The organism is Streptomyces sp. NPDC057137 (assembly GCF_042670825.1).
Lineage (GTDB): Bacteria > Actinomycetota > Actinomycetes > Streptomycetales > Streptomycetaceae > Streptomyces.
Window position 1 is genome coordinate 35,450 of the sequence record NZ_JBHUUW010000042.1, and the last position, 22,744, is coordinate 58,193.

Consider the following 22,744-nt stretch of genomic DNA (forward strand, 5'->3'; position numbering starts at 1 on the left):
GGCGAACCCTCCGATGCGCGAAGGGGGTTCGCGAGGGGAAGGTTCCTTATCTCAGCCAGTACGGCGGTCGCCATCCGGCGGGGGCCGTGGCCCAGGACGACGGGCCCGGTCCTCGCGCGGGGGCGCGCCGCCTCCACCGAGAGGACCCCCCTCGTGCAGCAACTCTCCACCGGCGACAGCTCGGCGGGCCGCAACCGCGTTCACTCCCGTCCGCGCTTCTGGAGCGTCGCCCTGGCCGCCGGCGCCGCGACCGCGGCCCTGTTCGGCGGGCTCGTCCCCGGAGCCCAGGCGGCCCCCGCCGCCCCCGAGGCAGCCGCCGCCAACCCCTACGAGCGCGGCCCCGCCCCGACCGTCTCCAGCATCGAGGCGGCACGCGGCTCGTACGCCGTCTCGCAGACCACCGTCTCCACGTCCGCCGCCGACGGCTTCGGCGGCGGCACCATCTACTACCCGACGTCCACGGCCGACGGCACCTTCGGCGCCGTGGCGATCTCCCCCGGATTCACCGCCACGCAGTCCAGCGTGGCGTGGCTCGGCCCGAGACTCGCCTCGCAGGGCTTCGTCGTCATCACCATCAACACGCTCACCACCCTCGACCAGCCGGCCAGCAGGGGGCGTCAACTCCTCGCCGCCCTGGACCACTTGAAGCAGAACAGCACCGTCAGCGGCCGGATCGACGCGGCCCGGCTCGGCGTCATGGGCCACTCGATGGGCGGCGGTGGCTCGCTGGAGGCGGCCAAGAGCCGTACGACGCTGAAGGCCGCGATCCCGCTCACCGGCTGGAACACCGACAAGACCTGGCCCGAACTGCGCACGCCCACCCTGCTCGTCGGGGCCGACGGCGACACGGTCGCCCCCGTCGCCACCCACTCGGAACCGTTCTACGAGTCGCTGCCCGGCTCACTCGACAAGGCGTATCTGGAACTGAACGGCGCCACCCACTCCGCGCCCACCTCGGCGAACACCACGATCGCCAAGTACAGCATTTCCTGGCTGAAGCGGTTCATCGACGACGACACCCGCTTCGAACAGTTCCTGTGCCCGCTGCCCGGACCGAGCCCCACCATCGAGGAGTACCGGGGGAGTTGCCCGCTCGGCTGACCCCGCTGTCGTTCCGGTACGCCGGCCCGAACCCCGTACGTGATCGCGGCCCCCGCACTGTGCCCGTGCACAGTGCGGGGGCCGCCCACCGCGCCGCCGCCCAGCGCCGGGGGAATCTGCAAGATTTATTGCGCAATCTATATTGCGCAACTTTCCTTGTGTATCTACGCTGGTGGGTATGGCAGCCAACGACTCCCGCAGAATCGACGACCTGGCGACGCTGAAGGCGTTCGGTCATCCCTTGCGGATGAAGCTCTACCGCGCGCTCTTCGTCTCCCGTACGGCCACCGCGTCGCAGCTCGCCGAGCAGGTGGACGAGGCCGTCTCGCTCGTCAGCTACCACCTGCGCAAGCTCGCCGACCACGGTCTGATCGAGGAGGCGCCGCAGCAGGGCAAGGACGGGCGTGAACGCTGGTGGCGGACGGCGTCCGAAGGACTGAGCTTCCGGGACGAGGACTTCCGCGACGCACCCGAGAAGGTCGCCACGCACGCCGCCATCGGCCGGATGTCGTTCGAGCAGCGCGGGGAGCTGTACCGCGCCTACATGGACAGCCAGTCGGCCTGGGCGCCGGAGTGGCGCAGCGCCGCCTTCAGCAGCGAGTTCCTCGGTCCGTTCACGCACGAGGAGCTGGCCCGGCTGAGCCAGGAGATGCACGAGCTGATCAAGCGGCACACGGACGCCGCGCGGGCCGAGCAGGACGCCGGCGACACCGAAGGGCGCGAGAACGTCGCGCTGCACATCTACGGATTCCCGTTCCGCCAGTAGCCCCCACCCCTCCACTCCGGAAGGAGCCCACGCCATGCACACCGACGTACACCTCCAGCTGCATGCCCTGCGCGCCGCCGAACTCCGTACGGAGGCGGACCGGTTCCGGCGGTCCCGCGTGGGGGCGCGCACCCACGGTCACCTCCGCCGCCTGCTGGGCTGGTTCCTGGTCGATCTGGGCCTGCGCCTCGTACACCGCCCGCACGTACGTCCCGCCCGAATCGCCTGACGGAAGGTCCACGCCGCTCATGACCGCGCTCCCGACCGCCGCCACCTCAGCCTCGGCCTCAGCCACTGTTACGCCGGCGCCCGAGCGGCCCGCCCACCGCGACGCCAACGTCCTGCGCTGGCTCGCCGCGTACACCATGTCGATGGTCGGCGACAGCGTGTACTACATGGCGCTGGCCTGGGCCGCCGCCCGTTCCGGCAGCCCCACCCAGACCGGCCTCGTGCTGGCCGTCGGCGCCGTGCCACGGGCACTCCTGATGCTGGGCGGGGGAGTCCTCGCCGACCGGTGGGGCCCGCGCCGCGTGGTCATCGGCAGCGACGCCGCGCGCTGCGTGGTGATCCTGGGCATCGCCGCCGTCCTCGTCCTCACCGCGCCCGGCCTCTGGCTGCTGATCGCGGTGGCCCTGGTCTTCGGCGTCGTGGACGCCCTGTTCCTGCCCGCGGTCGGCGCCCTGCCACCACGGATCACCGGCCCCGGCCAGCTCGCCAGGGTCCAGGGACTGCGCGGCCTCGCGGCGCGCGCCGCCAATGTCACCGGGGCACCGCTCGGCGGGCTCCTGGTCGCGCTCGGCGGCTCGGCGGCGGCGTTCGCCGCGGCGGGCGCGCTCTTCGCGGTGTCGCTGGTGCTGCTCATCGCCGTACGGATGACGCCCCTGCCCCGCGACAAAGCGGCATCAGTAGAAGACGGTGCGGAGGGCACCGCGAGCGGCAGCGCCTGGCACGAACTCACCGACGGGCTGCGCTACATCCGCCGCCACCGCGTCCTGGGCCCGCTGATGCTCGTCATCGCCCTCAGTGAGCTGGGCTTCGTCGGCCCGCTCAACGTCGGCCTCGTCCTGCTCGCCCAGGACCGGGGCTGGGGCGCCGGCGGCATGGGCTGGATCGTGGCCGTCTTCGGCGTCGGCGCCGGGGCCGCCTCACTGCTGCTGGCGGTGCGCGGACGCCTCCCGCGCGCGGGCCTCGTCCTGTGTCTGTCCGTCGTCGCCGGCGCCTTCGCGATCGGCGCCATGGCCTTCGTGCCCACCGTCGGCCTCGCCGCCGTGGCGGGCCTCTTCGTCGGACTGCTGGCCGGGCTCGGCGGCGGACTGTGCGGGGCGCTGACCCAGACGGTCACGGAGCCCGGGTACCTCGGCCGGGTGACATCCGTGTCCACCCTCTTCACCCTCGGCATCGCGCCGCTCAGCTACCCGGTGACCGGCGCCGCCGTCGGACTCTGGGGCACCGGCCCGGTCTTCGTCGTCAGCGCCGTGGTCTGCGCGGCGGGCGGCGCGCTGGGCCTGGCGTTCACCCAGCTGCGCCGCGCCGAACTGCCCGGCGGCTGAACGAACCGACCAGCTGACCAAACCGGCCGGCGGGCCCGCTACATCCCGAGCTTCGCCTGCTGCAACCTGTCGACCGCTTCCTTGTCGCCTTCCACGTCCACCCGCGCCGCGTCCTGCCGCCCGAAGACGAAGAGCAGCAGCTCGCTCGGCTCCCCGGTCACCGTCACCACCGGAGAGCCCTTGTGCGCCACCGCCGTCTGACCGTCCGGACGCCGCAGCACCAGACCCACCGGCGACTTGCGGCCCATCATCCGGGCGCCCTTCTCCAGCCGCGCCCACAGGGCGTTCGAGAAGACCTTGTCCACCTCGCGGGGCGTCCAGTCGGGCTGTGCCCGCCGTACGTCCTCGGCGTGGATGTAGTACTCGACGGTGTTCGCGGCCTCGTCGAGCTGCTTGATCCCGAAGGGCGACATCCGCGGCGGCCCCGTACGGATGAGCTGGATCAGCTCCTCGTACGGCTTCGCCACATACTCGCCCTGCACCCGCTCCAGCCGGTTCCTGAGCGGGCCGATGAGCTGTCCGCCCGCCGCGTCGGGGCGGCGCTCGCGCACCACCACATGTGCCGCGAGATCCCGGGCGGTCCAGCCTTCGCACAAGGTCGGGGCGTCGGGTCCCGACGACTCCAACAGGTCGGCGAGCAGAAGTCGTTCACGCTTTGCATGGGTCGACATACCTGCCAGCGTACGACTGCCGCGCGCCGTCCGCCCAGTGGACGTCCGAGGCCCGGGGCGGGACGGGCGCGGCACAATGGGCCCATGACCAGCGCGACCGAGGGCTCAGGCCCCACCAGTGGCCTCGACCCCGCCATCGCCGCCCGGCTCAGGCGCGGCACCGACGGGCTGATTCCGGCCGTCGTCCAGCAGTACGACACCGGCGAGGTGCTGATGCTCGGCTGGATGGACGACGAGGCCCTGCACCGCACCCTCACCACCGGACGCGGCACCTACTGGTCCCGCAGCCGCCGTGAGTACTGGGTCAAGGGCGACACCTCCGGCCATGTCCAGCACGTCAGGTCCGTCGCGCTCGACTGCGACGCCGACACGGTCCTGGTCAAGGTCGACCAGGTGGGCGCCGCCTGCCACACCGGCGACCGGACCTGCTTCGACGCCGACGTGATCCTGCCGCCGACGTCCGGGACCGGCCCCGCCGCCGACTAGGCTCCGCTGCCATGGATCTCGACACCTTCCGCAAGCTGGCGGTCGACCGCCGCGTCATCCCGGTCGGCCGCAGGCTCCTCGCGGACGGCGACACCCCGGTCGGTCTCTACCGCAAACTCGCCGCCGAACGCCCGGGGACCTTCCTCCTCGAGTCCGCCGAGAACGGCCGCTCCTGGTCGCGCTACTCCTTCATCGGCGTACGGTCCGCCGCCACGCTCACCGAGCGCGACGGGCACACCCACTGGCTCGGCACCCCGCCCGTCGGCGTCCCCGTCGACGGCGACCCGCTCGCCGCCCTGCGCGCCACGGTGGAGGCCCTGCACACCCCGCACGACCGCGAGGGCGACCTGCCGCCCTTCACCGGCGGCATGGTCGGCTACCTCGGCTTCGACGTCGTCCGCAGGCTGGAGAAGAAGATCGGCGACCACGCCCGCGACGATCTCCACCTGCCCGAGCTGACGATGCTGCTCACCTCCGACCTCGCCGTCCTGGACCACCGCTCCGGCACCGTCCTGCTCATCGCCAACGCGATCAACCACAACGACCTCGACACGGGCGTCGACGAGGCGTACGCGGACGCCGTCGGCCGGCTCGACGCCATGGAGCGCGACCTGACGCGCCCCGTGGACAGCGTGCCCACCGCCCTGCCGCCGTCCGAACTGCCGCCGTACACCGCGCTGTGGGGCGGCGTGGCCTACCAGGAGGCCGTCGAGGACATCAAGGAGCGCATCAGGGCGGGCGAGGCCTTCCAGGTCGTCCCCTCGCAACGCTTCGAGACCCCCTGCGAGGCGAGCGCGCTCGACGTCTACCGGGTGCTGCGGGCCACGAACCCCAGCCCGTACATGTACCTCTTCCGCTTCGACGGCTTCGACGTCGTCGGCTCCAGCCCCGAGGCCCTGGTCAAGGTCGAGGACGGGCACGCGATGGTCCACCCCATCGCCGGTACCCGCCCGCGCGGCGCGACCCCGCACGACGACCAGGCCCTCGCCGACGAACTGCTCGCCGACCCCAAGGAGCGCGCCGAGCATCTGATGCTCGTCGACCTCGGCCGCAACGACCTGGGACGGGTCTGCGAACCCGGCACCGTCGAGGTCGTCGACTTCATGTCCGTCGAGCGCTACTCGCACGTCATGCACATCGTCTCGACCGTCACCGGCCGCGTCGCCGAAGGCCGTACCGCCTTCGACGTCCTGACCGCCTGCTTCCCCGCCGGCACGCTCTCCGGCGCCCCGAAGCCGCGCGCCCTGCAGATCATCGACGAACTGGAGCCCTCGCGGCGGGGTCTGTACGGAGGCTGCGTCGGGTACCTCGACTTCGCGGGCGACTCCGACACCGCCATCGCCATCCGTACGGCCCTGCTCCGGGACGGCACCGCGTACGTCCAGGCGGGCGCGGGCGTCGTCGCCGACTCCGACCCCGTCGCCGAGGACACCGAGTGCCGCAACAAGGCGGCCGCGGTACTGCGCGCGGTGCACACCGCGAACCGGCTGTCCGCGTCCTGAAGGCTGTCCGGCTCCTGAGGCAGCCCGCAGGGAGGCCCGTCCGAGGTGGCCCGGACCGGTAGGGGATAGTGGGGCGGGTGACAGCCGTACCCATTCCCCAGCCCCGCGCCGAGACCGCGGCGGACGCCACGAGAAGGCGTGCCGGACGAAGTCTCGGCGTCGCCCTCCTCCTCGGCGCCGCCGGCTCCGCCGTGGTGCTGATCGCCTCCGGCCAGACCTGGGCCGAGGGCAGCGCCGTGGTGGCGGGCGGCAGCGTGTCGCTCGACGCCGGAGGCCGTGACGTCACCGGCGTCCCCGCCGCGCTCGCCGTCGTCGGCCTCGCCGCCCTCGTCGCCGTCTTCGCCGTCCGTACGGCCGGCCGGCTGCTGGTCTCCGCGCTGCTCGCCCTCAGCGGCGCGGGCGCGACCGTCGCCGCGCTCGTCGGCGCGACCGACAGCGCGGCGCTCGACGACAAGGCCGCACGTACGACGGGCGACACCGCCGCGACCATCGACGCCCTCACCCATACCGCCTGGCCCTACGTGACGGCGGCCGGCGGCCTGCTGATCCTGCTCGCCGGGCTGCTGGCCCTGCGATACGGATCACACTGGCCGACCATGTCGGGCCGCTACGAGCGTGACGGCACCCCGCGGCCCGCCCGCGTCCGAAAGCCGGCCGCCGGGCCCGCCGTGGATCCCGACCGCCCCGAGGACCTCTGGAAGGCCCTGGACCGGGGCGAGGATCCGACGAGGTAGGGCCTGTCGTTCGGATCAGGCCGGTGACCGCGGTCGTGACCCCGTGGAGGGGAACGCCGACCGGTGCGGGACAATGAACGGTGAGCGTCCGACTCACCCGGCGCGCGATGCCGGCGCCACAGCAGCACATGAGCAAACGAGGAGCGAATTCATGGCGGGCAGCAGCCACGGACACACCCCGGCCGCCTGGACCGGTGTCACCATCTCTGTCATCGGCTTCTGCATCGCAGGCGTCTTCATGGTGGCGGCCGACCCCCTCGGGTTCGTCGCCGGTCTGGCGGTCATCCCCCTCGGTGGCATCGTCGGCCTCGCCATGCGGGCCGCGGGCCTCGGCGCGGTCAAGGAGTCCGAAGCGGCGAAGCAGGCCCGCGCGGAGGCCGCGCGGGCGTCCCTGGACCGCGCGGAGCGCGAGGCCCGCGAGCGTGGCGAGGGCCACCCCACCGGACAGCCGCACGTCCAGGCGGAGCCCCAGCCGGTGAGCCAGACCGCGTAACCGGCCGCGTGACCGGATCGTCGCGACACCGCCCGCCGGCGGAACGCGGACCCGGTCCCGCACCGTGACATGAGGCGCAGCCCCGCCACGCCGGGCTGCGCCTCATCGCATGGCGACGACGCGTGTACGGGGCCCGGCTGCGCTTTGCCGCCCCCACGGGGGACAATCACCCGGTGGACGCCATGCCAGTACCCGCCGCGCCGCCCCCGGCCCCCGCCCCGGCGACCCGCGCCCGGCGGCTCCTCGCCCCGCTGGGCACACTCACCGGCGTCGTCGCCGCCTTCACCTACGTCGGCCTGGTCGACCCCAACGAGAGCGGCCACTACCCCGTCTGCCCGCTGCTCAGCATGACCGGCCTCTACTGCCCCGGCTGCGGCGGACTGCGCAGCGCCCACGCCGTCGCGCACGGTGACCTCGCCGCCGCCCTCGGTGCCAACGCGCTCGCCGTCATCGGTTACGGCGTCTTCGCCGTGGTCTGGCTCATGTGGCTGATTCGCGTCGCTCGCGGCACACCGGTCCGGGTCTCGGTGCCACCCTTCTTGGGATGGGCCGTCGGCGCGGTGATCCTGGCCTTCACCGTGGTGCGGAACCTGCCTTTCGGCTCGTCGCTCGCCCCATGAAGTCCCAGGTGATGGGATGCTCGACCGGCGGATGCGGGCCCTCGGCCCTCCTCCGGATACCATCGACATGGCTGATCCTGATCCATGGCTGAATCCGACACCGTTCCCGGAAGGGGGCCGCTCGCGTGAGTGTGCTCGACGAGATCATCGAAGGCGTACGCGCCGACCTCGCGGAGCGGCAGACGCGCGTCAGCCTCGACGAGCTCAAGGAGCGCGCGGGCAAGGCGCGGCCGGCCAAGGACGGCGTCGCCGCACTGCGCGGCGAGGGCGTCACGGTGATCTGCGAGGTCAAGCGCTCCAGCCCCTCCAAGGGCGCGCTGGCCGCGATCGCCGACCCCGCCGGACTGGCCGCCGACTACGAGGCGGGCGGCGCGGCCGCCATCTCCGTACTGACCGAGCAGCGCCGCTTCGGCGGGTCGCTGGCCGACCTCGAAGCCGTCCGGGCCAAGGTCGACATCCCCGTCCTGCGCAAGGACTTCATCGTCACGGCGTACCAGCTGTGGGAGGCGCGCGCGTACGGCGCGGATCTCGCCCTGCTGATCGTCGCCGCCCTGGAGCAGCCCGCGCTCGTCTCGCTCATCGAGCGCGCCGAGTCCATCGGACTCACCCCGATCGTCGAGGTGCACGACGAGGACGAGGTGGAGCGCGCGGTCGACGCCGGGGCGAAGATCATCGGGGTCAACGCGCGTGACCTGAAGACGCTGAAGGTCGACCGCGGCACGTTCGAGCGGCTCGCCCCCGAGATCCCGGACGGCATCGTCAAGATCGCCGAGTCCGGTGTGCGCGGACCGCACGACCTCATCGCGTACGCCAACGCGGGCGCCGACTCGGTGCTCGTCGGCGAGTCCCTGGTCACCGGGCGCGACCCCAAGTCGGCGGTGGCCGATCTGGTCGCCGCGGGCGCCCACCCGGCGCTGCGGCACGGTCGGAGCTGACCCGCCGCATGCCCGTCCCGTCCGCCTCCGGAACCCTGGCCGCCGTGCGCGTGCCCCACGCGCCACTGGCGCGCGGGTGCCGTCCGCGCGGCTGCCGGGCCCCGGCCAGGCGCGTGCACGGACGACGGGTGCGGTACGTGATCGGTGACGAACCCGGTCAGGTCAACGGGATGCGATGGCGCGGGGCCGCGCTCCGGCGAGGCCCTTCCGAACGCGACCACCGCGCGACCGCATAGCCGCGTCGCGACGACCCACGTCCGGAAGAACCCGGTCACCACGACCCGCGCCCTCCCCCGCCCACGCGGGGTGCGGGGCGGCCTCGCCCATGGCGCATACGGTGCACCCACCCGTTGCTTCACGAGGAGATCATCCGTGACGACCCCTTCCTCCGATTCCTCCGAGTTCTTCATTCCCGACCCCGTGGGACTGAGCCCCGACGCCGAGGGCTACTTCGGCGCGTTCGGCGGCAAGTTCATCCCCGAGGCGCTCGTCGCCGCCGTCGACGAGGTCGCCGTCGAGTACGAGAAGGCCAAGGGCGACCCCGCCTTCACCGCCGAGCTGAACGACCTCATGGTCAACTACACCGGCCGCCCCAGCGCCCTCACCGAGGTCCCGCGGTTCGCCGCCGAGGCCGGCGGCGCCCGGGTGTTCCTCAAGCGGGAGGACCTGAACCACACCGGGTCCCACAAGATCAACAACGTGCTCGGCCAGGCGCTGCTCACCAGGCGCATGGGCAAGACCCGGGTCATCGCCGAGACCGGCGCCGGACAGCACGGCGTCGCCACCGCGACCGCCTGCGCGCTCTTCGGGCTCGAATGCACCATCTACATGGGCGAGATCGACACCGAGCGCCAGGCGCTCAACGTCGCCCGTATGCGGATGCTCGGCGCCGAGGTCGTGCCGGTGAAATCCGGCAGCCGCACCCTGAAGGACGCCATCAACGAGGCGTTCCGCGACTGGGTCGCCAACGTGGACCGTACGCACTACCTCTTCGGCACCGTCGCCGGACCGCACCCCTTCCCCGCGATGGTGCGCGACTTCCACCGCGTGATCGGCGTCGAGGCGCGGCGGCAGATCCTGGAGCGGGCGGGCCGGCTGCCCGACGCGGCCGTCGCCTGTGTAGGAGGCGGGTCCAACGCGATCGGTCTCTTCCACGCGTTCCTCGCCGACGAGGCCGTACGGCTGGTGGGCTGCGAGCCCGCGGGCCACGGCATCGAGACCGGCGAGCACGCGGCGACGCTGAGCGCGGGCGAGCCCGGCATCCTGCACGGTTCGCGGTCGTACGTCCTTCAGGACGAGGAGGGCCAGATCACCGAGCCGTACTCGATCTCCGCCGGACTCGACTACCCGGGCATCGGCCCCGAGCACGCGTACCTCAAGGACAGCGGCCGCGGCGAGTACCGGGCCGTGACCGACGACGAAGCCATGCAGGCGCTGCTGCTGCTGTCCCGCACCGAGGGCATCATCCCGGCCATCGAGAGCGCGCACGCGCTCGCGGGGGCGCTGGAGGTCGGCCGTGAGCTGGGGGAGGACGGTCTGATCGTCGTCAACCTCTCCGGGCGCGGCGACAAGGACATGGACACCGCCGCCCGCTACTTCGGGCTGTACGACGGGGAGAGCGCCAAGTGAGCGGGAACATCCAGCTGTTGAGCGACACCCTCGCCGCCGCGAGGAGCGAGGGACGCGCCGCGCTCATCGCCTATCTGCCCGCCGGATTCCCGACGGTCGACGGCGGCATCGACGCCGTGAAGGCCGTCTTCGACGGCGGAGCCGACGTCGTCGAGGTCGGGCTGCCGCACAGCGACCCGGTGCTCGACGGGCCCGTCATCCAGACCGCCGACGACATCGCCCTCAAGGGCGGCGTGAAGATCGCGGACGTGATGCGTACGGTCCGCGAGGCGTACGAGGCCACCGGAAAGCCGGTGCTGGTCATGACGTACTGGAACCCGATCGACCGGTACGGCATCGAGCGGTTCACCGCCGAGCTGGCCGAGGCGGGCGGCGCCGGGTGCATCCTGCCCGACCTGCCCGTACAGGAGTCCGACGTGTGGCGGCAGCACGCCGACAAGCACGGCCTCGCCACCGTCTTCGTCGTCGCGCCCAGCAGCAAGGACGACCGGCTCGCGAAGATCACGGCCGTGGGCTCCGGATTCGTCTACGCCGCCTCCCTGATGGGCGTCACCGGCACCCGCCGGTCGGTGGGCGCACAGGCCCAGGACCTGGTGCGACGGACCCGCGCCACCACCGATCTGCCGGTGTGCGTCGGGCTCGGGGTGTCCGACGCGGCGCAGGCCGCCGAGGTCGCCTCCTTCGCCGACGGGGTCATCGTCGGCTCGGCCTTCGTCAAGCTGATGCTGGACGCTTCCGACCGCGAGGCGGGGCTGGTGGCGGTCCGCGCGCTCGCCGCCGACCTGGCCGAAGGCGTTCGCAAGCGCTGACGGGTGAGGTAGCTCGTACGGGTGGACCTGGGACCGGGGAGGTGCGTACGCGCCTCCCCGGTTCGTTGCTGTGGCGTGAGCGAGAAGAACCGTGAGGCAAAGAGGAGCGCCCGAGAGCGGCTCCAGGAGCAGCGTGAGCAGGAGAAGAGGCAGGAGCGGCGCAAGCGCACCCTGATCGTCTCGGCGGCGGTGGTGGGCGTGCTGGGCGTGGCGGCGGCGATCGGACTCGTCGCCACCAACGCGAACAAGGACAAGGGCGGCAGCGCCGCCGCGGGCCCCGTGCTCGCCCCGTCGGGTGCGCAGGGCAAGGACGAGCTGTCGATCCCCGTGGGCAGGGCCGACGCGCCGTCGACCCTCACCGTGTGGGAGGACTTCCGCTGCCCGGCCTGCGGCCAGTTCGAGAACGCGTTCCGGGACACGATCAAGGAGCTGGAGAACGCGGGCCGGCTCAAGGTCGACTACCACCTCGCCACGATCATCGACGGCAACATGGGCGGCAGCGGCTCGCTGCGCGCGGCCAACGCGGCGGCGTGCGCCCAGGACGTGGGCAAGTTCGCGCCGTACCACGACACGCTCTTCAAGAATCAGCCGCCGGAGCCCGACGACGCCTTCGCCGACAACGCCAAGCTGCTGGAGCTCGCGGGCAAGGTCGACGGCCTGGAGTCGGCCCCCGGCTTCAAGCAGTGCGTCGAGGACGGCAAGCACGACAAATGGGTGGTGAATTCGAACACGGCGTTCCAGAACGGCGGCTTCAGCGGCACGCCGACCGTCCTGCTCAACGGTGAATCCGTCTTCCCCAAGAAGGGCGGCGAGGACATCACCCCGGCCAACTTCAAGAAGTGGGTCACCGAGGCCAACAAGGGCAAGCAGCCCGGCACCGCACCGGCGACCCCGCCCCCCACCGGGGCCTCCCCCTCCTGAATCGACGGCCCGCGCGGGACCGGATTCGCGCGGGCTCGTTATCCAGACGTTGCCGGGCGGGTTGCCGTAGGCCCCGCCCGGCACGGTAGCGTCGGAACCGCCATGGACATTGCCTATATCCCCAGTCCGTCGAGCGGCGTGATCCATCTCGGACCACTTCCGCTGCGCGGCTACGCGTTCTGCATCATTCTCGGTGTCTTCGTCGCCGTCTGGTACGGCAACAAGCGCTGGATCGCCCGCGGCGGCAAGGCCGGCACCGTGGCGGACATCTCCGTCTGGGCCGTGCCCTTCGGACTCGTCGGCGGCCGGCTCTACCACGTGATCACGGACTACCAGCTGTATTTCAGCGACGGTAAGGACTGGGTCGACGCCTTCAAGATCTGGGAGGGCGGCCTCGGAATCTGGGGCGCCATCGCCTTCGGCGCCGTCGGCGCCTGGATCGGCTGCCGCCGCCGGGGCATCCCGCTCCCCGCGTACGCGGACGCCATCGCACCCGCGATCGTGCTCGCCCAGGCCATCGGCCGCTGGGGCAACTGGTTCAACCAGGAGCTGTACGGCAAGTCCACCGATCTGCCGTGGGCCGTGAAGATCAGCGAAGGTGTGAACCGCGAGGCGGGCACCTACCACCCGACATTCCTCTACGAGTCGCTGTGGTGCGTCGGTGTCGCGCTGCTCGTGGTCTGGGCCGACCGCCGCTTCAAGCTCGGCCACGGACGGGCGTTCGCGCTGTACGTCGCCGCGTACTGCGTAGGCCGGTCCTGGATCGAGTACATGCGCGTCGACGAGGCCCACCACGTGCTGGGGCTGCGCCTCAACGTGTGGACCGCGATCGTCGTCTTCGTGCTGGCGGTCGTGTACATCGTGATCTCGGCGCGGACCAGGCCGGGGCGCGAGGAGATCGTCGAGCCGGACCGGGAGACGCTGGCCAAGGGCGGCAAGTCCAAGGACAGCGAGTCCACGGACGGCAAGGACGGCGACGCCGCCGACGACAAGGTCACGATCAAGAAGGCGGACGCGGACGCCGAAGCCGATGCCGATGCCGCCAAGGTCGACGCCGAGGGCAGTGCCGACACCGCGGCGGCCAAGAACGTCTGACCCGCACACCGCACACCGCACCACGAAAAGGCCGCCGGGCCTCCTCAGGGGTCCGGCGGCCCTTTCGCGTGCTGCTGGCGGTCAGGCCCGCGTGGTCGCCCGTCCGGCCAGGAACAGCGTGCGGTGCGCCGCCGCCACGATCGCCGCGTCCACGAACCGCCCGTCCGGCAGCGCCAGCGCCCCCGTGCCCGTGGCCGCCGCCTCGACGATCTCGGCGGCCGACTCCACCTCCCGCGCCGTGGGCAGATACGCGCGCTCGATCACCGGCAACTGGCGCGGATGGATCGCCGACCGCCCGAAGAAGCCGAGCGAGCGCCCGTGCGCGCACGAGGCGGCCAGCCCTTCCAGGTCCCGCACGTCCGGGTAGACGGACTGGACGGGCGCCGGCAGACCGGCGGCCCGCGCCGCCACCACGACGCGGCTGCGCGGCCAGTCGAGCCCGGCATCGTTCCGTACCCCGAGATCGGCGCGGAGGTCGGCCTCGCCGAGCGCGATACCCCGCACGGCGGGATGGGCCGCGGCGATGGCGTGGGCGTTCTCGACGGCCAGGGCGCATTCGAGGAGCGCGTACAGCGGGGTGTCCGGGGCGGTTGCGGCGACCCGGCGGATGTCCGAGGCCCGGGTGACCTTCGGCAGCCGCAGGCCGGCCAGGCCGGGGAGCCCGGCCAGGGCGGGGATGTCGTCCTCGTCGGCGATACGGACATGGACGGGCGTGGGGTCGGACGATGCCAGCAGTTCGGCCGTCGCGGCGCGCGCGTAATCCCTGCGGTCGGGGGCCACCGCGTCCTCCAGGTCGACGATCACCGCGTCGGCCCCGGAGACGAGCGCCTTCTGTACGACGTCGGGCCGGTCCCCGGGCACGTACAGCCAGGTGAGCGGGGCGTGCCCGGGCCCCGCTTCGCCGGTCACAGCGCGCCCTCCGTACGGAGGGCGGAGATCTCCGGTGCCGACAGACCCAGCTCGGCGAGGACCGCGTCCGTGTCGGCGCCGTGCGGGCGGCCCGCCCACCGGATGGAGCCGGGGGTCTCGGAGAGCCGGAAGAGGACGTTCTGCATACGAATGGGGCCCAGCTCCGGGTCGGGGACCTCGGTGACGCTGTCCAGCGCCCGGTACTGCGGGTCGTCCATGACGTCGCGGATGTCGTAGACGGGCGCGATCGCCGCCTCCGCCTTCTCGAACGCGGCCATCGCGTCCTCCCGCGAATGCCGGGCGATCCAGTCGCCGACCGCCTCGTCGAGCACATCGGCGTGCTCGGCCCGCCCGCTGCCGCTGCCGAACCACGGCTCGGCTGCCAGCTCCTCCCTGCCCACCAGCCGCATCACGCGCTCGGCGATCGACTGGGCGGAGGTGGAGACCGCGAGCCAGGAGCCGTCGGCGGTGCGGTAGGTGTTGCGGGGGGCGTTGTTACGGGAGCGGTTGCCGGTACGGGGCTGTACGTAGCCGAGCTGGTCGTACCAGAGCGGCTGCGGCCCCAGCACCGTCAGGATCGGCTCGATGATCGCCAGGTCGACCACCTGGCCCCGCCCCGTCGTCGCCCGGCCGTTGAGCGCGGTCATCACGGCGTACGCGGTGGCCAGCGCGGCGATCGAGTCGGCCAGACCGAACGGGGGCAGCGTCGGCGGCCCCTCGGGCTCGCCGGTCATGGCGGCGAACCCGCTCATGGCCTCGGCGAGCGTGCCGAACCCGGGGCGGTGGGAGTACGGGCCGAACTGCCCGAAGCCGGTGACCCGGGCGAGGACCAACCGGGGGTTGACGGCGGCGAGTTCGGCCCAGCCGAGGCCCCATCTCTCCAGTGTGCCGGGGCGGAAGTTCTCGACGATCACGTCCGCGTCGGCGGCCAGCCGCAGCAGGACGTCGCGGCCGCGCGGGGAGGCGAGGTCGAGGGTGATGGTGCGCTTGTTGCGGCCCAGGATCTTCCACCAGAGGCCGACACCGTCCTTCGCGGGGCCGTGCCCGCGCGACGGGTCGGGGCGGGTGGGGTGCTCGACCTTGATGACCTCGGCGCCGAAGTCGCCCAGCATGGTGGCGGCGAGGGGACCGGCGAAGAGGGTGGCGAGGTCGAGGACGCGCAGGCCGTGCAGCGGGGGAGCGGCTTCGGCGGGAGCGGGAGTGGCTTCGGCGGTCATGAGGCGGCCTCGTCGATCTCGGAGCGGTACGGCATGGACGTGGACGCCCCATGGCGTTGCACGCAGAGCGCGGCGGCGGCCGACGCCCAGCGCGTCGCCGCGGCCATCGGACGGCCCTCGCCGATCGCCACGGCGAGCGCGCCGACGAACGTGTCGCCGGCGCCGGTCGTGTCCACGGCGGTGACCCTGGGCGCGGGGACGGCGACGGGCTCGGCGCCGTGCGCCGCGTACAGACAGCCCGCCGCGCCCAGGGTGATCACGACCTCGGGGACCTGACGGAGCAGCACCTCGGCCGCGGCGTACGGGTCGGCGACGCCCGAGCGCGGCGGCCTCGTGTTCGTTGGGCACCAACAGATCGGTGGCGGTGAGGAGTTCGGGCGGCAGCGGTTGGACGGGGGCGGGGGTGAGGATCGTCCGTACCCCGTGCCGCCGGGCCGCCCGCGCGCCGTCGAGCACTGCGCTCAGCGGGAGTTCGAGCTGGAGGAGCAGGGAGCCGGCGGTGCCGATGAGGGTCTCCTCGCCGGGGCCGAGCGCGGTGAGGGTGCCGTTCGCGCCGGGGACGACGACGATCGCGTTGCCGCCGTCGTCGTCCACGACGATGTGCGCGGTGCCGGAGGGGCCTTCGGCGGTGTGGAGGAGGTCGGTGTCCACGCCCGACGAGGTGAGCGTGTGCCGGAGCCGTACGCCGAACTCGTCGGCGCCGACCGCGCCGATCATCGCCACGTCGCCACCGGCGCGGGCGGCGGCGACGGCCTGGTTGGCGCCCTTGCCGCCGGGGACCGTACGGAACTCACGCCCCGTGACGGTCTCCCCCTGCTTCGGGGCCCGCGCGACGTACGCGACGAGGTCCATGTTGGTGCTGCCGAGCACCACGATGCCGGTCATGGGCGGAGTGCCTCCTGGGTGAGTCGGGCGAGTTCGTCGAAACCGACGCCGTCGAATCCGACGACGGAGGTGGCGAGCCGGTTCTTGAGCGGCGCCGTCCACCGCTCGGGCAGCCGGTCCGGGTGCCCGGCGAGCAGACCGGCGACGGAACCGGCGGTCGCCCCGTTCGAGTCGGTGTCCCAACCGCCGGACACGGCACGGCAGATGGAGCCGGTGAAGTCGCCGTCGGCGTGGGTGAGGGCGGCGGCGAGGAGCGCGGCGTTGGGGACGGCGTGGACCCAGTGGTAGTGGCCGTGGTCGGCGTGCAGCCGGTCGACGACGGTGTCGAAGTCCTGGTGTGCGCGGGCCGTCTCGATCGCCTTTTCCACGGCTTCCGCGAGGCGCGAGTGCGGGGGTACGACGGCGAGGCCCTGCCGGAGGGAGGCGTGCACGTCCGCGCCGCCGCCCGCCGCGGCGATGGTGCCCGCGACGAACATCGCGCCGTACACGCCGTTGGCGGTGTGCGTCAGCGCCGCGTCCCGGTGCGCCTGGGCGGCGGCCGAGGCGGGGTCGCCGGGGTGCGCCCAGCCGTGCACGTCGGCGCGGATCGCCGCGCCGATCCACTCCCGGAACGGGTTGTGGTGCCGGGCGGTGTCCGGCGGCTCGATCCCGGAGAGCAGATTGCGGTACGCGACGCGCTCGGCGGTGAACGTACGCCCGGCGGGCAACTCGTCGAGCCAGAGGCGGGCCACGTCGGAGGTACGGAAGCCGCGGCCGTACCGCTGGATCAACAGCACGTTGAGAAGCGGGTAGTTGAGGTCGTCGTCCTCGGGCATGCCGTCGATGTTCTCGGCGAGGGAGTTGCCGGCGGAGCGCCGGTTCCAGGGGTGTGCGGCGGCGAGGTCCGGAGGGACGCCCTTGGCGGTGAACCAGGTGGTGAGGGGCCAGTTGCCGGTGGCGCGGGCGAGGGCGCGGATGGCGGGGAGGGGGAGCTTCTCGACGGGCTTCCCGAGGAGGCATCCGGCGGCGCGGCCGAGCCAGGCAGCGTGCAACTGGTGCGTGCTGAGGGCTTCCCCTGTCCCGCCCCTTCCCGAAACCGGGAGCGGGCCCCCGGACCCCTGTGGGGTGGTTGTGGCCGCCGGCCACCTGTCGCCGCACGCTCGCACGATCCCCGGCAGCGCCGTTGGTTCCTTCGCCGCCAACGGCGTTGGCAGTTGGGCCAGTTCGTCCAGCAGCGTCAGGGCCAGCGCGCGCAGTTCCGCGGGTGCCGGCGGGGTGGACGCGCCCGCGCGGGGCGGGGACGGCGGGCCGCCCGACGTGTGCCAGGTGGTGGCCGGCGCCGCCGCGTCGCGGCCGTCCTCGGACGCCTGGCGGAGTTCGTGGCCCAGCAGGTCCTCCGGCTGGACCCAGGTCACCCGCAACGGCGGCTCCGTCATCGCGCCACCGTCAGCGCGCCGAAGGCCGACTCATGGGCGCGGCGGCGTGCCGAGTCGCGTTCGTAGACCTCGTACGCGACCTCCGTCAACGTCCGCCCCGGGCCGCGCAGGTCGAGGCGGCTCGCCTCCGAGACCTGCTCCGACCACTCCGGCGGGACCGTCGCCTCGCCGGACAGCGCCCCGGCCACCGCCCCGCTCATCGTGGCGATCGAGTCGCAGTCGCGGCCGTAGTTGACCGAACCCAGCACCGTACGGCGGTAGTCGCCGTCGCCGACGAGCAACATGCCCAGCGCGACGGGCAGTTCCTCGATGGAGTGCAGCCGTGAGGGCCGGCGCGCGCCGAGGGACGGGGCGCGGTAGTCGGGGCCCACGGTGTCGAACGGTGCGACGGCCTCCCGCAGGGGACGCAGCGCGGGCTCGAAGTCCTCGTAGGCGGCGGCCACTTCGCACACCGCCTCGATCGCGGCGCGCGTCCCGTCCTTGGCGAGCGCCAGGCACGCGTCGACGACACTCGTCGGCGTCGCACCCGGCACGCACGCCGCCGCGACCGCCGCCGCGAGGACTCCGGCCGCCTCCCTGCCGTACGAGGACTGGTGCGCGCCGGCGACATCGACGGCCTCCGCGTACGCCGCCGCCGGATTGGCCGCGTTGACGAGCCCGACCGGTGCCATGTACATCGCCGCACCGCAGTTGACGATGTTCCCGGCGCCCGCCTCGCGGGGGTCGACGTGCCCGTAGTGGATACGGGCGACGAGCCACTTCTCGGCCAGGAAGATCCGCTGGAGCGGCAGCGCCTCCGCCTCCAACTCCGGGATCCAGCGCGGTGTGGAGATCAGATCGGGGACGAGATGGTCGGCGACGGCGTACGCGTCGAGGTGGTCGCGGACCCTGTCGTACACCCGGACCAGCGCGTGCGTCAGCAAGGTGTCGTCGGTGACGTGGCCGTCGCCCTTGTGGTACGGGGCGATGGGCCGCGCCGTACGCCAGTCCTCGTGCCACGGACCGACGACGCCGGACACCCGGCCGCCGTGCCGCTCCATGATCTGCTCGGGGGTGTAGCCCTCGACGGGGCCGCCGAGGGCGTCGCCGACGGCCGCGCCGACGAGACTGCCGGTGATCCGGTCTTGGAGTGTCGGTGTGGGGGAGGGCGTGGGGGTGGGCGTCGCGGATGGTGTGAGCGTCGTCATGCCGGAATTGTCCACCCGGGTGCGTCCCGTCGTGGTGAAGCTCGCCGCCCGTGGCGCTACGGGGAGTTGTGGTCCGCCGCAGCGAGTGTGCGCGTCAACAGCCCGGCGAGTTCGACCAGGTCCGTCCCCGCGAGGCGGGGCAGCGCGCAGCCCGCCAGGGTGCGGCAGGCGTCGCGCCAGGTCGGGGGTACGGCCGCGCCGCCGCCGAGTGCCCCGGTCAGCGCGCCGGCGAGCGCGGGCGCGGAGTCCGCGACGCGCGAGAGGCAGGCGGCGGCGGGTACGGCGGCGGAGACGCTGCCGCCGGAGGCGACGGTCAGGGCGAGGGCGACGGGCACGGTTTCCGCCGCCGCGATGCCGTAGCTGTAGACGTGGTCGACGATCTGATGCTCCAGCAGCGGGACGAGCGCGAACGCACCGGCCGGCTCGTGTGCGAAGTCCCGTGCCAGCTTGACCGCGTGCTGGGCGTTGCGGCCGATCTCCGTGCTGTCCGGGAGCTGTTCGAGCGCGGCGGCGACCGCCGTCTCCGTGTCGGCCCCGCCGAGCGCCGCGGCGACGGCGGCGGCCATCGCGCGGGCGCCGTGCACCCCGTCGCCGTCCTGCGTGTAGCGGGCGTCGAACTCGGCGAGTTCGGCGGCGGCGTGCGGCCGTCCCGGATGGACGACCGCCAGCACCACGGCCCGTACGCAGGCCGCGTCGTCGAAGTAGTGCGGGTTGTCGTGACCGGTCGCGGGCGGGCGCAGTCCGGTGGCGAGATTGCCGAGCCCGGCGCGTACGGAGATCCGGGCGCGCAGCGGCAGCACGGCGGACTCCACCTCGGGCGCCCGGTCCGCCGCCGCGGCGACCTCGCTGGCGAGGGTGTTCCAGGCGAGGTCGACGGCGGCGCGCGTCCTGCGGTCGGCGGGGAGGCCGACGAAGAGATCACCGAAGGCGGTGAGCACGGTCTCGGCGGCGAAGGCGGCCCACTCGGCGTCGTCGGACGGCCCGAGGCGCAGGGGCTCGGGGGGCTGGTTGAGGGCGATGGGCACGGGGAGGGTGGTGGTCGCGTTCTGCTCGGCGAAGGTGTCGAGCTCGCGGGTGAGCCGCCGGGTCCACTCAGGCATCCGCGCGGCCCGATGCCGCGCGGCGGGCCACCCGGCGGCATCCCCGGCGGCCAGCCCGAGCAGCAGCCCTTCGACCCGGTCACGCTCGGGGACGGAGCCTGTGCCGGTTCGCGTGCGGGCCACCTGCCGGTCGCCGTCGGCGAGATGCCCGCAACGGGGCGCGGCGGCGACAGGGCTCCGCCCGGCGAGGATGTGGTCCGCAGTCTGTGGGCGGGCCGCCGGTTGGTCGGCCATCGCCGGACGGACCCGCCCGGCGGTCGGTTCGTCGATAGTCCCTGGGCCGGTCGGGCTCCGTCCGGCGGTGCGGCCGGTCACCGGGAGGACTGGGGTTTGTCCGGCGGTGAGTCGGCCGTCGGCCGACGGCCGGGCTGGGAGCGGTTCAGCGACGGCTTCGTCCGCAGCTCCCGCGCGGGCCGGGCTCCTCCCGGTGGCCGGTCGGTCGTCGGTCGCCGGATGGGGCGGGACTCGTCCGGCGGCGGGTCGGTCGTCGGTCGACGGCCGGGCCGACATGAGTCTGCGGTTCGGTTCGTCTGCGGTCTCCGGTCGGGCCGGCCGCCGTTCGGTGACCGCTTCGTCCGCACTCCCCGCGCGGGCCGCAGGCCGTCCGCCGGCCCCCGCCCCCAGCCCGTCCGGCGCTTGAGGACACCGCTGGGCCGAAGCCCGCAGTTCCCCGCCGTCGCCCACGTGCGCAGCCTCCGACCCGCTCATCACACCGCCCCCGGCCCGTCGTCGTCCGGTGTCAGCAGGTCCGCGATGTCCAGGACGTGGTAGCCGCGCATCGACGGCAGGCAACTGCCGCGGACGGGGCCGATCGCCGAGGACCACTCCTCGGGGATCGCCGCGGCTCCGGACACCGCCCCCGACAGCGCGCCCGCGACCGCCGCCGTGGTGTCGGCGTCGCGGCCCATGTTGACCGCCGTCAGGACCGACGTACGGAAGTCTCCGCGGGCCGCCGCGAACGCGCCGAACGCCAGGCCCACCGCCTCCGGCGCCAGGTCCGTCCACGGGTAGCCGCCGATGACGACCGCCGAGCGTACCGCCCGCTCCATGGTCAGCGTGTCGGGGTACTCGCGGCCCGCCGCGACCACCGCGCGGCGCAGGGAGCGGGCCGTCCAGGAGTCCATCGGGATCGCGGAGAGCGCCGCCGCGACCACGGAGGCCGGGCCCGCGCCCGTCATCGCGGCGGCGACACCGGCCGCCACCGCCTGGCCGCCGTAGATGCCCTCGCCGTCGTGGCTGACCGTGCCGTCGACCGCGACGAGGCGGGCCGCCTCGGCCGGGCGGCCGGCGGCGAAGACGCCGAACGGGGCCGCCCGCATCGCGAGACCGTCGCTCCAGGCGTGCCGGTGCTGGGCGGTGATCGGGGCGGCGAGGCCCCGGCGCAGATTCTCCAGCGTGCCGCGTTCGCTGAAGCCGGCTCCCCGGAACGGGCCCTCGTCGAGGTCGGCCAGCCAGTGGTGCCAGGCGTTCTCGACATGGGTGACGGTCAGGGCCGAACCGTGTCTGGCCAACAGGAGACCGGAGAAGATCGCGTACTCGGTGTCGTCGGTGCCCGCCGGGCTGTCGGTGACGAAGCCTTCGATACGGCCCCAGCGGCGGCGGATCTCCGAGGGGCGCATGTTCTCGGCGGGCGCACCCAGCGCGTCGCCGACGGCGAGGCCGAGCAGCGCGCCACGTGCCCGCTCCCGCAGAGCGGCGACACCTGAAACCGGGCCGGAACCGCAGGCGGTCAACTCCATCGCGGGGCCTTTCGCACGCATCGGGCCCCCGGAGAGGTCCCTCTTCCTCGTATGCCTCCCACGCCACGTCCCCGAGGAGTCCGACCTGCGGCGCTGTCACCCGACAGGCCCTTGGTAAGCATGGCTTTCCTTGCTGGCGGGGGCCCCGTTTCGTGCGTACTTTCGAACCCGGTGGCGGGGTGTCCCGCCACCGGGGAACAGCGGGACCAGCAGGGAAAGGGGACAGCCGTGTCCGTCATGGACAACGAGGCGTCGCTCCACGGAGCGCACCGCGACAATCACACGCACCGCGATGTGAACGGCGGCTGGCTGCGTCCCGCGGTGTTCGGCGCGATGGACGGACTCGTCTCGAACCTCGCCCTGATGACCGGTGTCGCGGGTGGCGCCGTCGACCGGCAGACCATCGTCATCACCGGACTCGCGGGCCTGGCGGCCGGCGCCTTCTCGATGGCGGCGGGGGAGTACACCTCCGTGGCGTCCCAGCGCGAGCTGGTCCAGGCCGAGCTGGACGTGGAGCGGCGTGAGCTGCGCAAGTACCCCAAGGACGAGATGGCGGAGCTGGCCGAGCTGTACGAGTCGCGCGGTGTCGAGCCGGACCTGGCGCGCCAGGTCGCGGAGCAGCTCTCGCGGGACCCCGAGCTGGCGCTGGAGATCCACGCGCGCGAGGAGCTGGGGATCGACCCGGACGATCTGCCGTCGCCGATGGTCGCCGCGGTGTCGTCGTTCGGCTGCTTCGCGCTGGGCGCGCTGCTGCCCGTCCTGCCGTATCTGATCGGCGCCACCGTCCTGTGGCCCGCCGTGCTGGTGGCCCTGGTCGGTCTCTTCGCCTGCGGCGCGCTGGTGGCACGCGTGACCGCGCGTAGCTGGTGGTACAGCGGTCTGCGCCAGCTCGTCCTCGGTGGTACGGCGGCGGCCCTCACGTACGGGCTCGGGACGCTCTTCGGGGCCGCCGTCTGAGGCGCGTGTACGGCTCGCACAGG

22 protein-coding genes and 2 pseudogenes are annotated in these 22,744 nt (G+C 73.3%); 16 read left to right on the top strand and 8 right to left on the bottom strand.

Annotation, left to right across the window (positions count from 1 at the left end):
• The first annotated feature begins 231 nt into the window (after positions 1-231).
• The 4 genes from ACFT9I_RS27545 to ACFT9I_RS27560 all read left to right on the top strand — a co-directional run bounded on the left by ACFT9I_RS27545 (position 232) and on the right by ACFT9I_RS27560 (position 3,417).
• A complete protein-coding gene (locus tag ACFT9I_RS27545) occupies positions 232-1,101 on the top strand; it encodes an alpha/beta hydrolase (protein ID WP_382568604.1) in 870 nt (289 codons plus the stop codon).
• Positions 1,102-1,279: 178 nt separating this feature from the next.
• Entirely contained in the window at positions 1,280-1,867 is a 588-nt protein-coding gene (locus ACFT9I_RS27550) for an ArsR/SmtB family transcription factor (protein ID WP_382568547.1), read from the top strand.
• Between the two features lie 34 nt (positions 1,868-1,901).
• Positions 1,902-2,096, top strand: coding sequence for a hypothetical protein (locus ACFT9I_RS27555; RefSeq protein WP_382568549.1), 195 nt, complete (start codon positions 1,902-1,904; stop codon positions 2,094-2,096).
• A 19-nt stretch (positions 2,097-2,115) separates the two neighbouring features.
• Positions 2,116-3,417 (top strand): MFS transporter, encoded by a 1,302-nt coding sequence (locus ACFT9I_RS27560; protein ID WP_382568551.1) that lies wholly within the window; start codon positions 2,116-2,118, stop codon positions 3,415-3,417.
• Positions 3,418-3,455: 38 nt separating this feature from the next.
• Here ACFT9I_RS27560 and ACFT9I_RS27565 read toward each other — a convergent pair whose 3' ends face one another.
• Positions 3,456-4,088: a TIGR03085 family metal-binding protein gene (locus ACFT9I_RS27565; protein WP_382568553.1), complete on the bottom strand. Its 633-nt coding sequence runs from the start codon at positions 4,086-4,088 to the stop codon at positions 3,456-3,458.
• Between the two features lie 84 nt (positions 4,089-4,172).
• Here ACFT9I_RS27565 and hisI point away from each other — a divergent pair, with 84 nt between their 5' ends.
• The 11 genes and pseudogenes from hisI (at position 4,173) to lgt (ending at position 13,312) form a co-directional block, all read left to right on the top strand.
• A complete protein-coding gene (hisI, locus tag ACFT9I_RS27570) occupies positions 4,173-4,574 on the top strand; it encodes a phosphoribosyl-AMP cyclohydrolase (protein ID WP_382568555.1) in 402 nt (133 codons plus the stop codon).
• Between the two features lie 11 nt (positions 4,575-4,585).
• Entirely contained in the window at positions 4,586-6,076 is a 1,491-nt protein-coding gene (locus ACFT9I_RS27575) for an anthranilate synthase component I (protein ID WP_382568557.1), read from the top strand.
• Between the two features lie 68 nt (positions 6,077-6,144).
• Positions 6,145-6,810: a TIGR02234 family membrane protein gene (locus ACFT9I_RS27580; protein ID WP_382568559.1), complete on the top strand. Its 666-nt coding sequence runs from the start codon at positions 6,145-6,147 to the stop codon at positions 6,808-6,810.
• Positions 6,811-6,961: 151 nt separating this feature from the next.
• A pseudogene (locus ACFT9I_RS27585) lies at positions 6,962-7,201 on the top strand (HGxxPAAW family protein); the annotation flags it as partial.
• A gap of 284 nt (positions 7,202-7,485) precedes the next feature.
• On the top strand, positions 7,486-7,923 hold the full coding sequence (locus tag ACFT9I_RS27590; protein ID WP_382568606.1) for a DUF2752 domain-containing protein: 438 nt from the start codon (positions 7,486-7,488) through the stop codon (positions 7,921-7,923).
• A 125-nt stretch (positions 7,924-8,048) separates the two neighbouring features.
• Positions 8,049-8,858 (top strand): indole-3-glycerol phosphate synthase TrpC, encoded by an 810-nt coding sequence (trpC, locus tag ACFT9I_RS27595; RefSeq protein ID WP_382568561.1) that lies wholly within the window; start codon positions 8,049-8,051, stop codon positions 8,856-8,858.
• An 8-nt stretch (positions 8,859-8,866) separates the two neighbouring features.
• Complete coding sequence (trpM, locus tag ACFT9I_RS27600; protein WP_382568563.1) at positions 8,867-9,094, top strand: tryptophan biosynthesis modulator TrpM; 228 nt, start codon at positions 8,867-8,869, stop codon at positions 9,092-9,094.
• A gap of 136 nt (positions 9,095-9,230) precedes the next feature.
• On the top strand, positions 9,231-10,487 hold the full coding sequence (gene trpB, locus ACFT9I_RS27605) for a tryptophan synthase subunit beta (protein ID WP_382568565.1): 1,257 nt from the start codon (positions 9,231-9,233) through the stop codon (positions 10,485-10,487).
• A complete protein-coding gene (gene trpA, locus ACFT9I_RS27610) occupies positions 10,484-11,296 on the top strand; it encodes a tryptophan synthase subunit alpha (protein WP_382568567.1) in 813 nt (270 codons plus the stop codon). Before trpB ends, trpA begins: the two co-directional genes overlap by 4 nt.
• A 75-nt stretch (positions 11,297-11,371) precedes the next feature.
• Positions 11,372-12,217: a DsbA family protein gene (locus ACFT9I_RS27615; protein WP_382568569.1), complete on the top strand. Its 846-nt coding sequence runs from the start codon at positions 11,372-11,374 to the stop codon at positions 12,215-12,217.
• Between the two features lie 102 nt (positions 12,218-12,319).
• Positions 12,320-13,312, top strand: a complete 993-nt coding sequence (gene lgt / locus ACFT9I_RS27620) for a prolipoprotein diacylglyceryl transferase (RefSeq protein WP_382568571.1) — start codon at positions 12,320-12,322, stop codon at positions 13,310-13,312.
• Between the two features lie 81 nt (positions 13,313-13,393).
• Here the strand turns inward: lgt and ACFT9I_RS27625 are convergent, their stop codons facing one another.
• From ACFT9I_RS27625 to ACFT9I_RS27655, 7 genes and pseudogenes are all read right to left on the bottom strand, one after another.
• The gene (locus ACFT9I_RS27625) at positions 13,394-14,221 is read right to left on the bottom strand and encodes an HpcH/HpaI aldolase/citrate lyase family protein (protein ID WP_382568573.1); all 828 of its coding nucleotides are present in this window, start codon (positions 14,219-14,221) and stop codon (positions 13,394-13,396) included.
• Positions 14,218-15,438 carry a CaiB/BaiF CoA transferase family protein gene (locus ACFT9I_RS27630; protein ID WP_382568575.1) on the bottom strand — a complete coding sequence of 407 codons (1,221 nt, stop codon included), beginning with the start codon at positions 15,436-15,438 and terminating at the stop codon, positions 14,218-14,220. Before ACFT9I_RS27630 ends, ACFT9I_RS27625 begins: the two co-directional genes overlap by 4 nt.
• Positions 15,435-16,323 (bottom strand): annotated as a pseudogene (gene rbsK / locus ACFT9I_RS27635) (ribokinase). Before rbsK ends, ACFT9I_RS27630 begins: the two are co-directional and overlap by 4 nt.
• Positions 16,320-17,738 (bottom strand): ADP-ribosylglycohydrolase family protein, encoded by a 1,419-nt coding sequence (locus ACFT9I_RS27640; protein ID WP_382568577.1) that lies wholly within the window; start codon positions 17,736-17,738, stop codon positions 16,320-16,322. The pseudogene rbsK and the gene ACFT9I_RS27640 overlap by 4 nt, the downstream one beginning before the upstream one ends.
• Positions 17,735-18,925 (bottom strand): ADP-ribosylglycohydrolase family protein, encoded by a 1,191-nt coding sequence (locus tag ACFT9I_RS27645; RefSeq protein WP_382568579.1) that lies wholly within the window; start codon positions 18,923-18,925, stop codon positions 17,735-17,737. The genes ACFT9I_RS27640 and ACFT9I_RS27645 overlap by 4 nt, the downstream gene beginning before the upstream one ends.
• Positions 18,926-18,981: 56 nt before the next feature.
• Positions 18,982-20,259, bottom strand: a complete 1,278-nt coding sequence (locus ACFT9I_RS27650) for an ADP-ribosylglycohydrolase family protein (protein WP_382568581.1) — start codon at positions 20,257-20,259, stop codon at positions 18,982-18,984.
• A gap of 473 nt (positions 20,260-20,732) precedes the next feature.
• Positions 20,733-21,764: an ADP-ribosylglycohydrolase family protein gene (locus tag ACFT9I_RS27655; protein WP_382568608.1), complete on the bottom strand. Its 1,032-nt coding sequence runs from the start codon at positions 21,762-21,764 to the stop codon at positions 20,733-20,735.
• A 237-nt stretch (positions 21,765-22,001) separates the two neighbouring features.
• Between ACFT9I_RS27655 and ACFT9I_RS27660 the strand changes: the two genes are divergently transcribed.
• On the top strand, positions 22,002-22,721 hold the full coding sequence (locus ACFT9I_RS27660) for a VIT1/CCC1 transporter family protein (RefSeq protein WP_382568610.1): 720 nt from the start codon (positions 22,002-22,004) through the stop codon (positions 22,719-22,721).
• Positions 22,722-22,744 lie beyond the last annotated feature (23 nt).

Bases quoted from the DNA above. Each gene is read 5' to 3' on its own strand.
- ACFT9I_RS27550 (WP_382568547.1), top strand. From the start codon at position 1,280: ATGGCAGCCAACGACTCCCGCAGAATCGACGACCTGGCGACGCTGAAG.
- ACFT9I_RS27555 (WP_382568549.1), top strand. From the start codon at position 1,902: ATGCACACCGACGTACACCTCCAGCTGCATGCCCTGCGCGCCGCCGAA.
- ACFT9I_RS27560 (WP_382568551.1), top strand. From the start codon at position 2,116: ATGACCGCGCTCCCGACCGCCGCCACCTCAGCCTCGGCCTCAGCCACT.
- ACFT9I_RS27565 (WP_382568553.1), bottom strand. From the start codon at position 4,088: ATGTCGACCCATGCAAAGCGTGAACGACTTCTGCTCGCCGACCTGTTG.
- hisI (WP_382568555.1), top strand. From the start codon at position 4,173: ATGACCAGCGCGACCGAGGGCTCAGGCCCCACCAGTGGCCTCGACCCC.
- ACFT9I_RS27575 (WP_382568557.1), top strand. From the start codon at position 4,586: ATGGATCTCGACACCTTCCGCAAGCTGGCGGTCGACCGCCGCGTCATC.
- ACFT9I_RS27590 (WP_382568606.1), top strand. From the start codon at position 7,486: ATGCCAGTACCCGCCGCGCCGCCCCCGGCCCCCGCCCCGGCGACCCGC.
- trpM (WP_382568563.1), top strand. From the start codon at position 8,867: ATGCCCGTCCCGTCCGCCTCCGGAACCCTGGCCGCCGTGCGCGTGCCC.
- lgt (WP_382568571.1), top strand. From the start codon at position 12,320: ATGGACATTGCCTATATCCCCAGTCCGTCGAGCGGCGTGATCCATCTC.
- ACFT9I_RS27630 (WP_382568575.1), bottom strand. From the start codon at position 15,438: ATGACCGCCGAAGCCACTCCCGCTCCCGCCGAAGCCGCTCCCCCGCTG.
- ACFT9I_RS27640 (WP_382568577.1), bottom strand. From the start codon at position 17,738: ATGACGGAGCCGCCGTTGCGGGTGACCTGGGTCCAGCCGGAGGACCTG.
- ACFT9I_RS27645 (WP_382568579.1), bottom strand. From the start codon at position 18,925: ATGACGACGCTCACACCATCCGCGACGCCCACCCCCACGCCCTCCCCC.
- ACFT9I_RS27650 (WP_382568581.1), bottom strand. From the start codon at position 20,259: ATGGCCGACCAACCGGCGGCCCGCCCACAGACTGCGGACCACATCCTC.
- ACFT9I_RS27655 (WP_382568608.1), bottom strand. From the start codon at position 21,764: ATGGAGTTGACCGCCTGCGGTTCCGGCCCGGTTTCAGGTGTCGCCGCT.
- ACFT9I_RS27660 (WP_382568610.1), top strand. From the start codon at position 22,002: ATGGACAACGAGGCGTCGCTCCACGGAGCGCACCGCGACAATCACACG.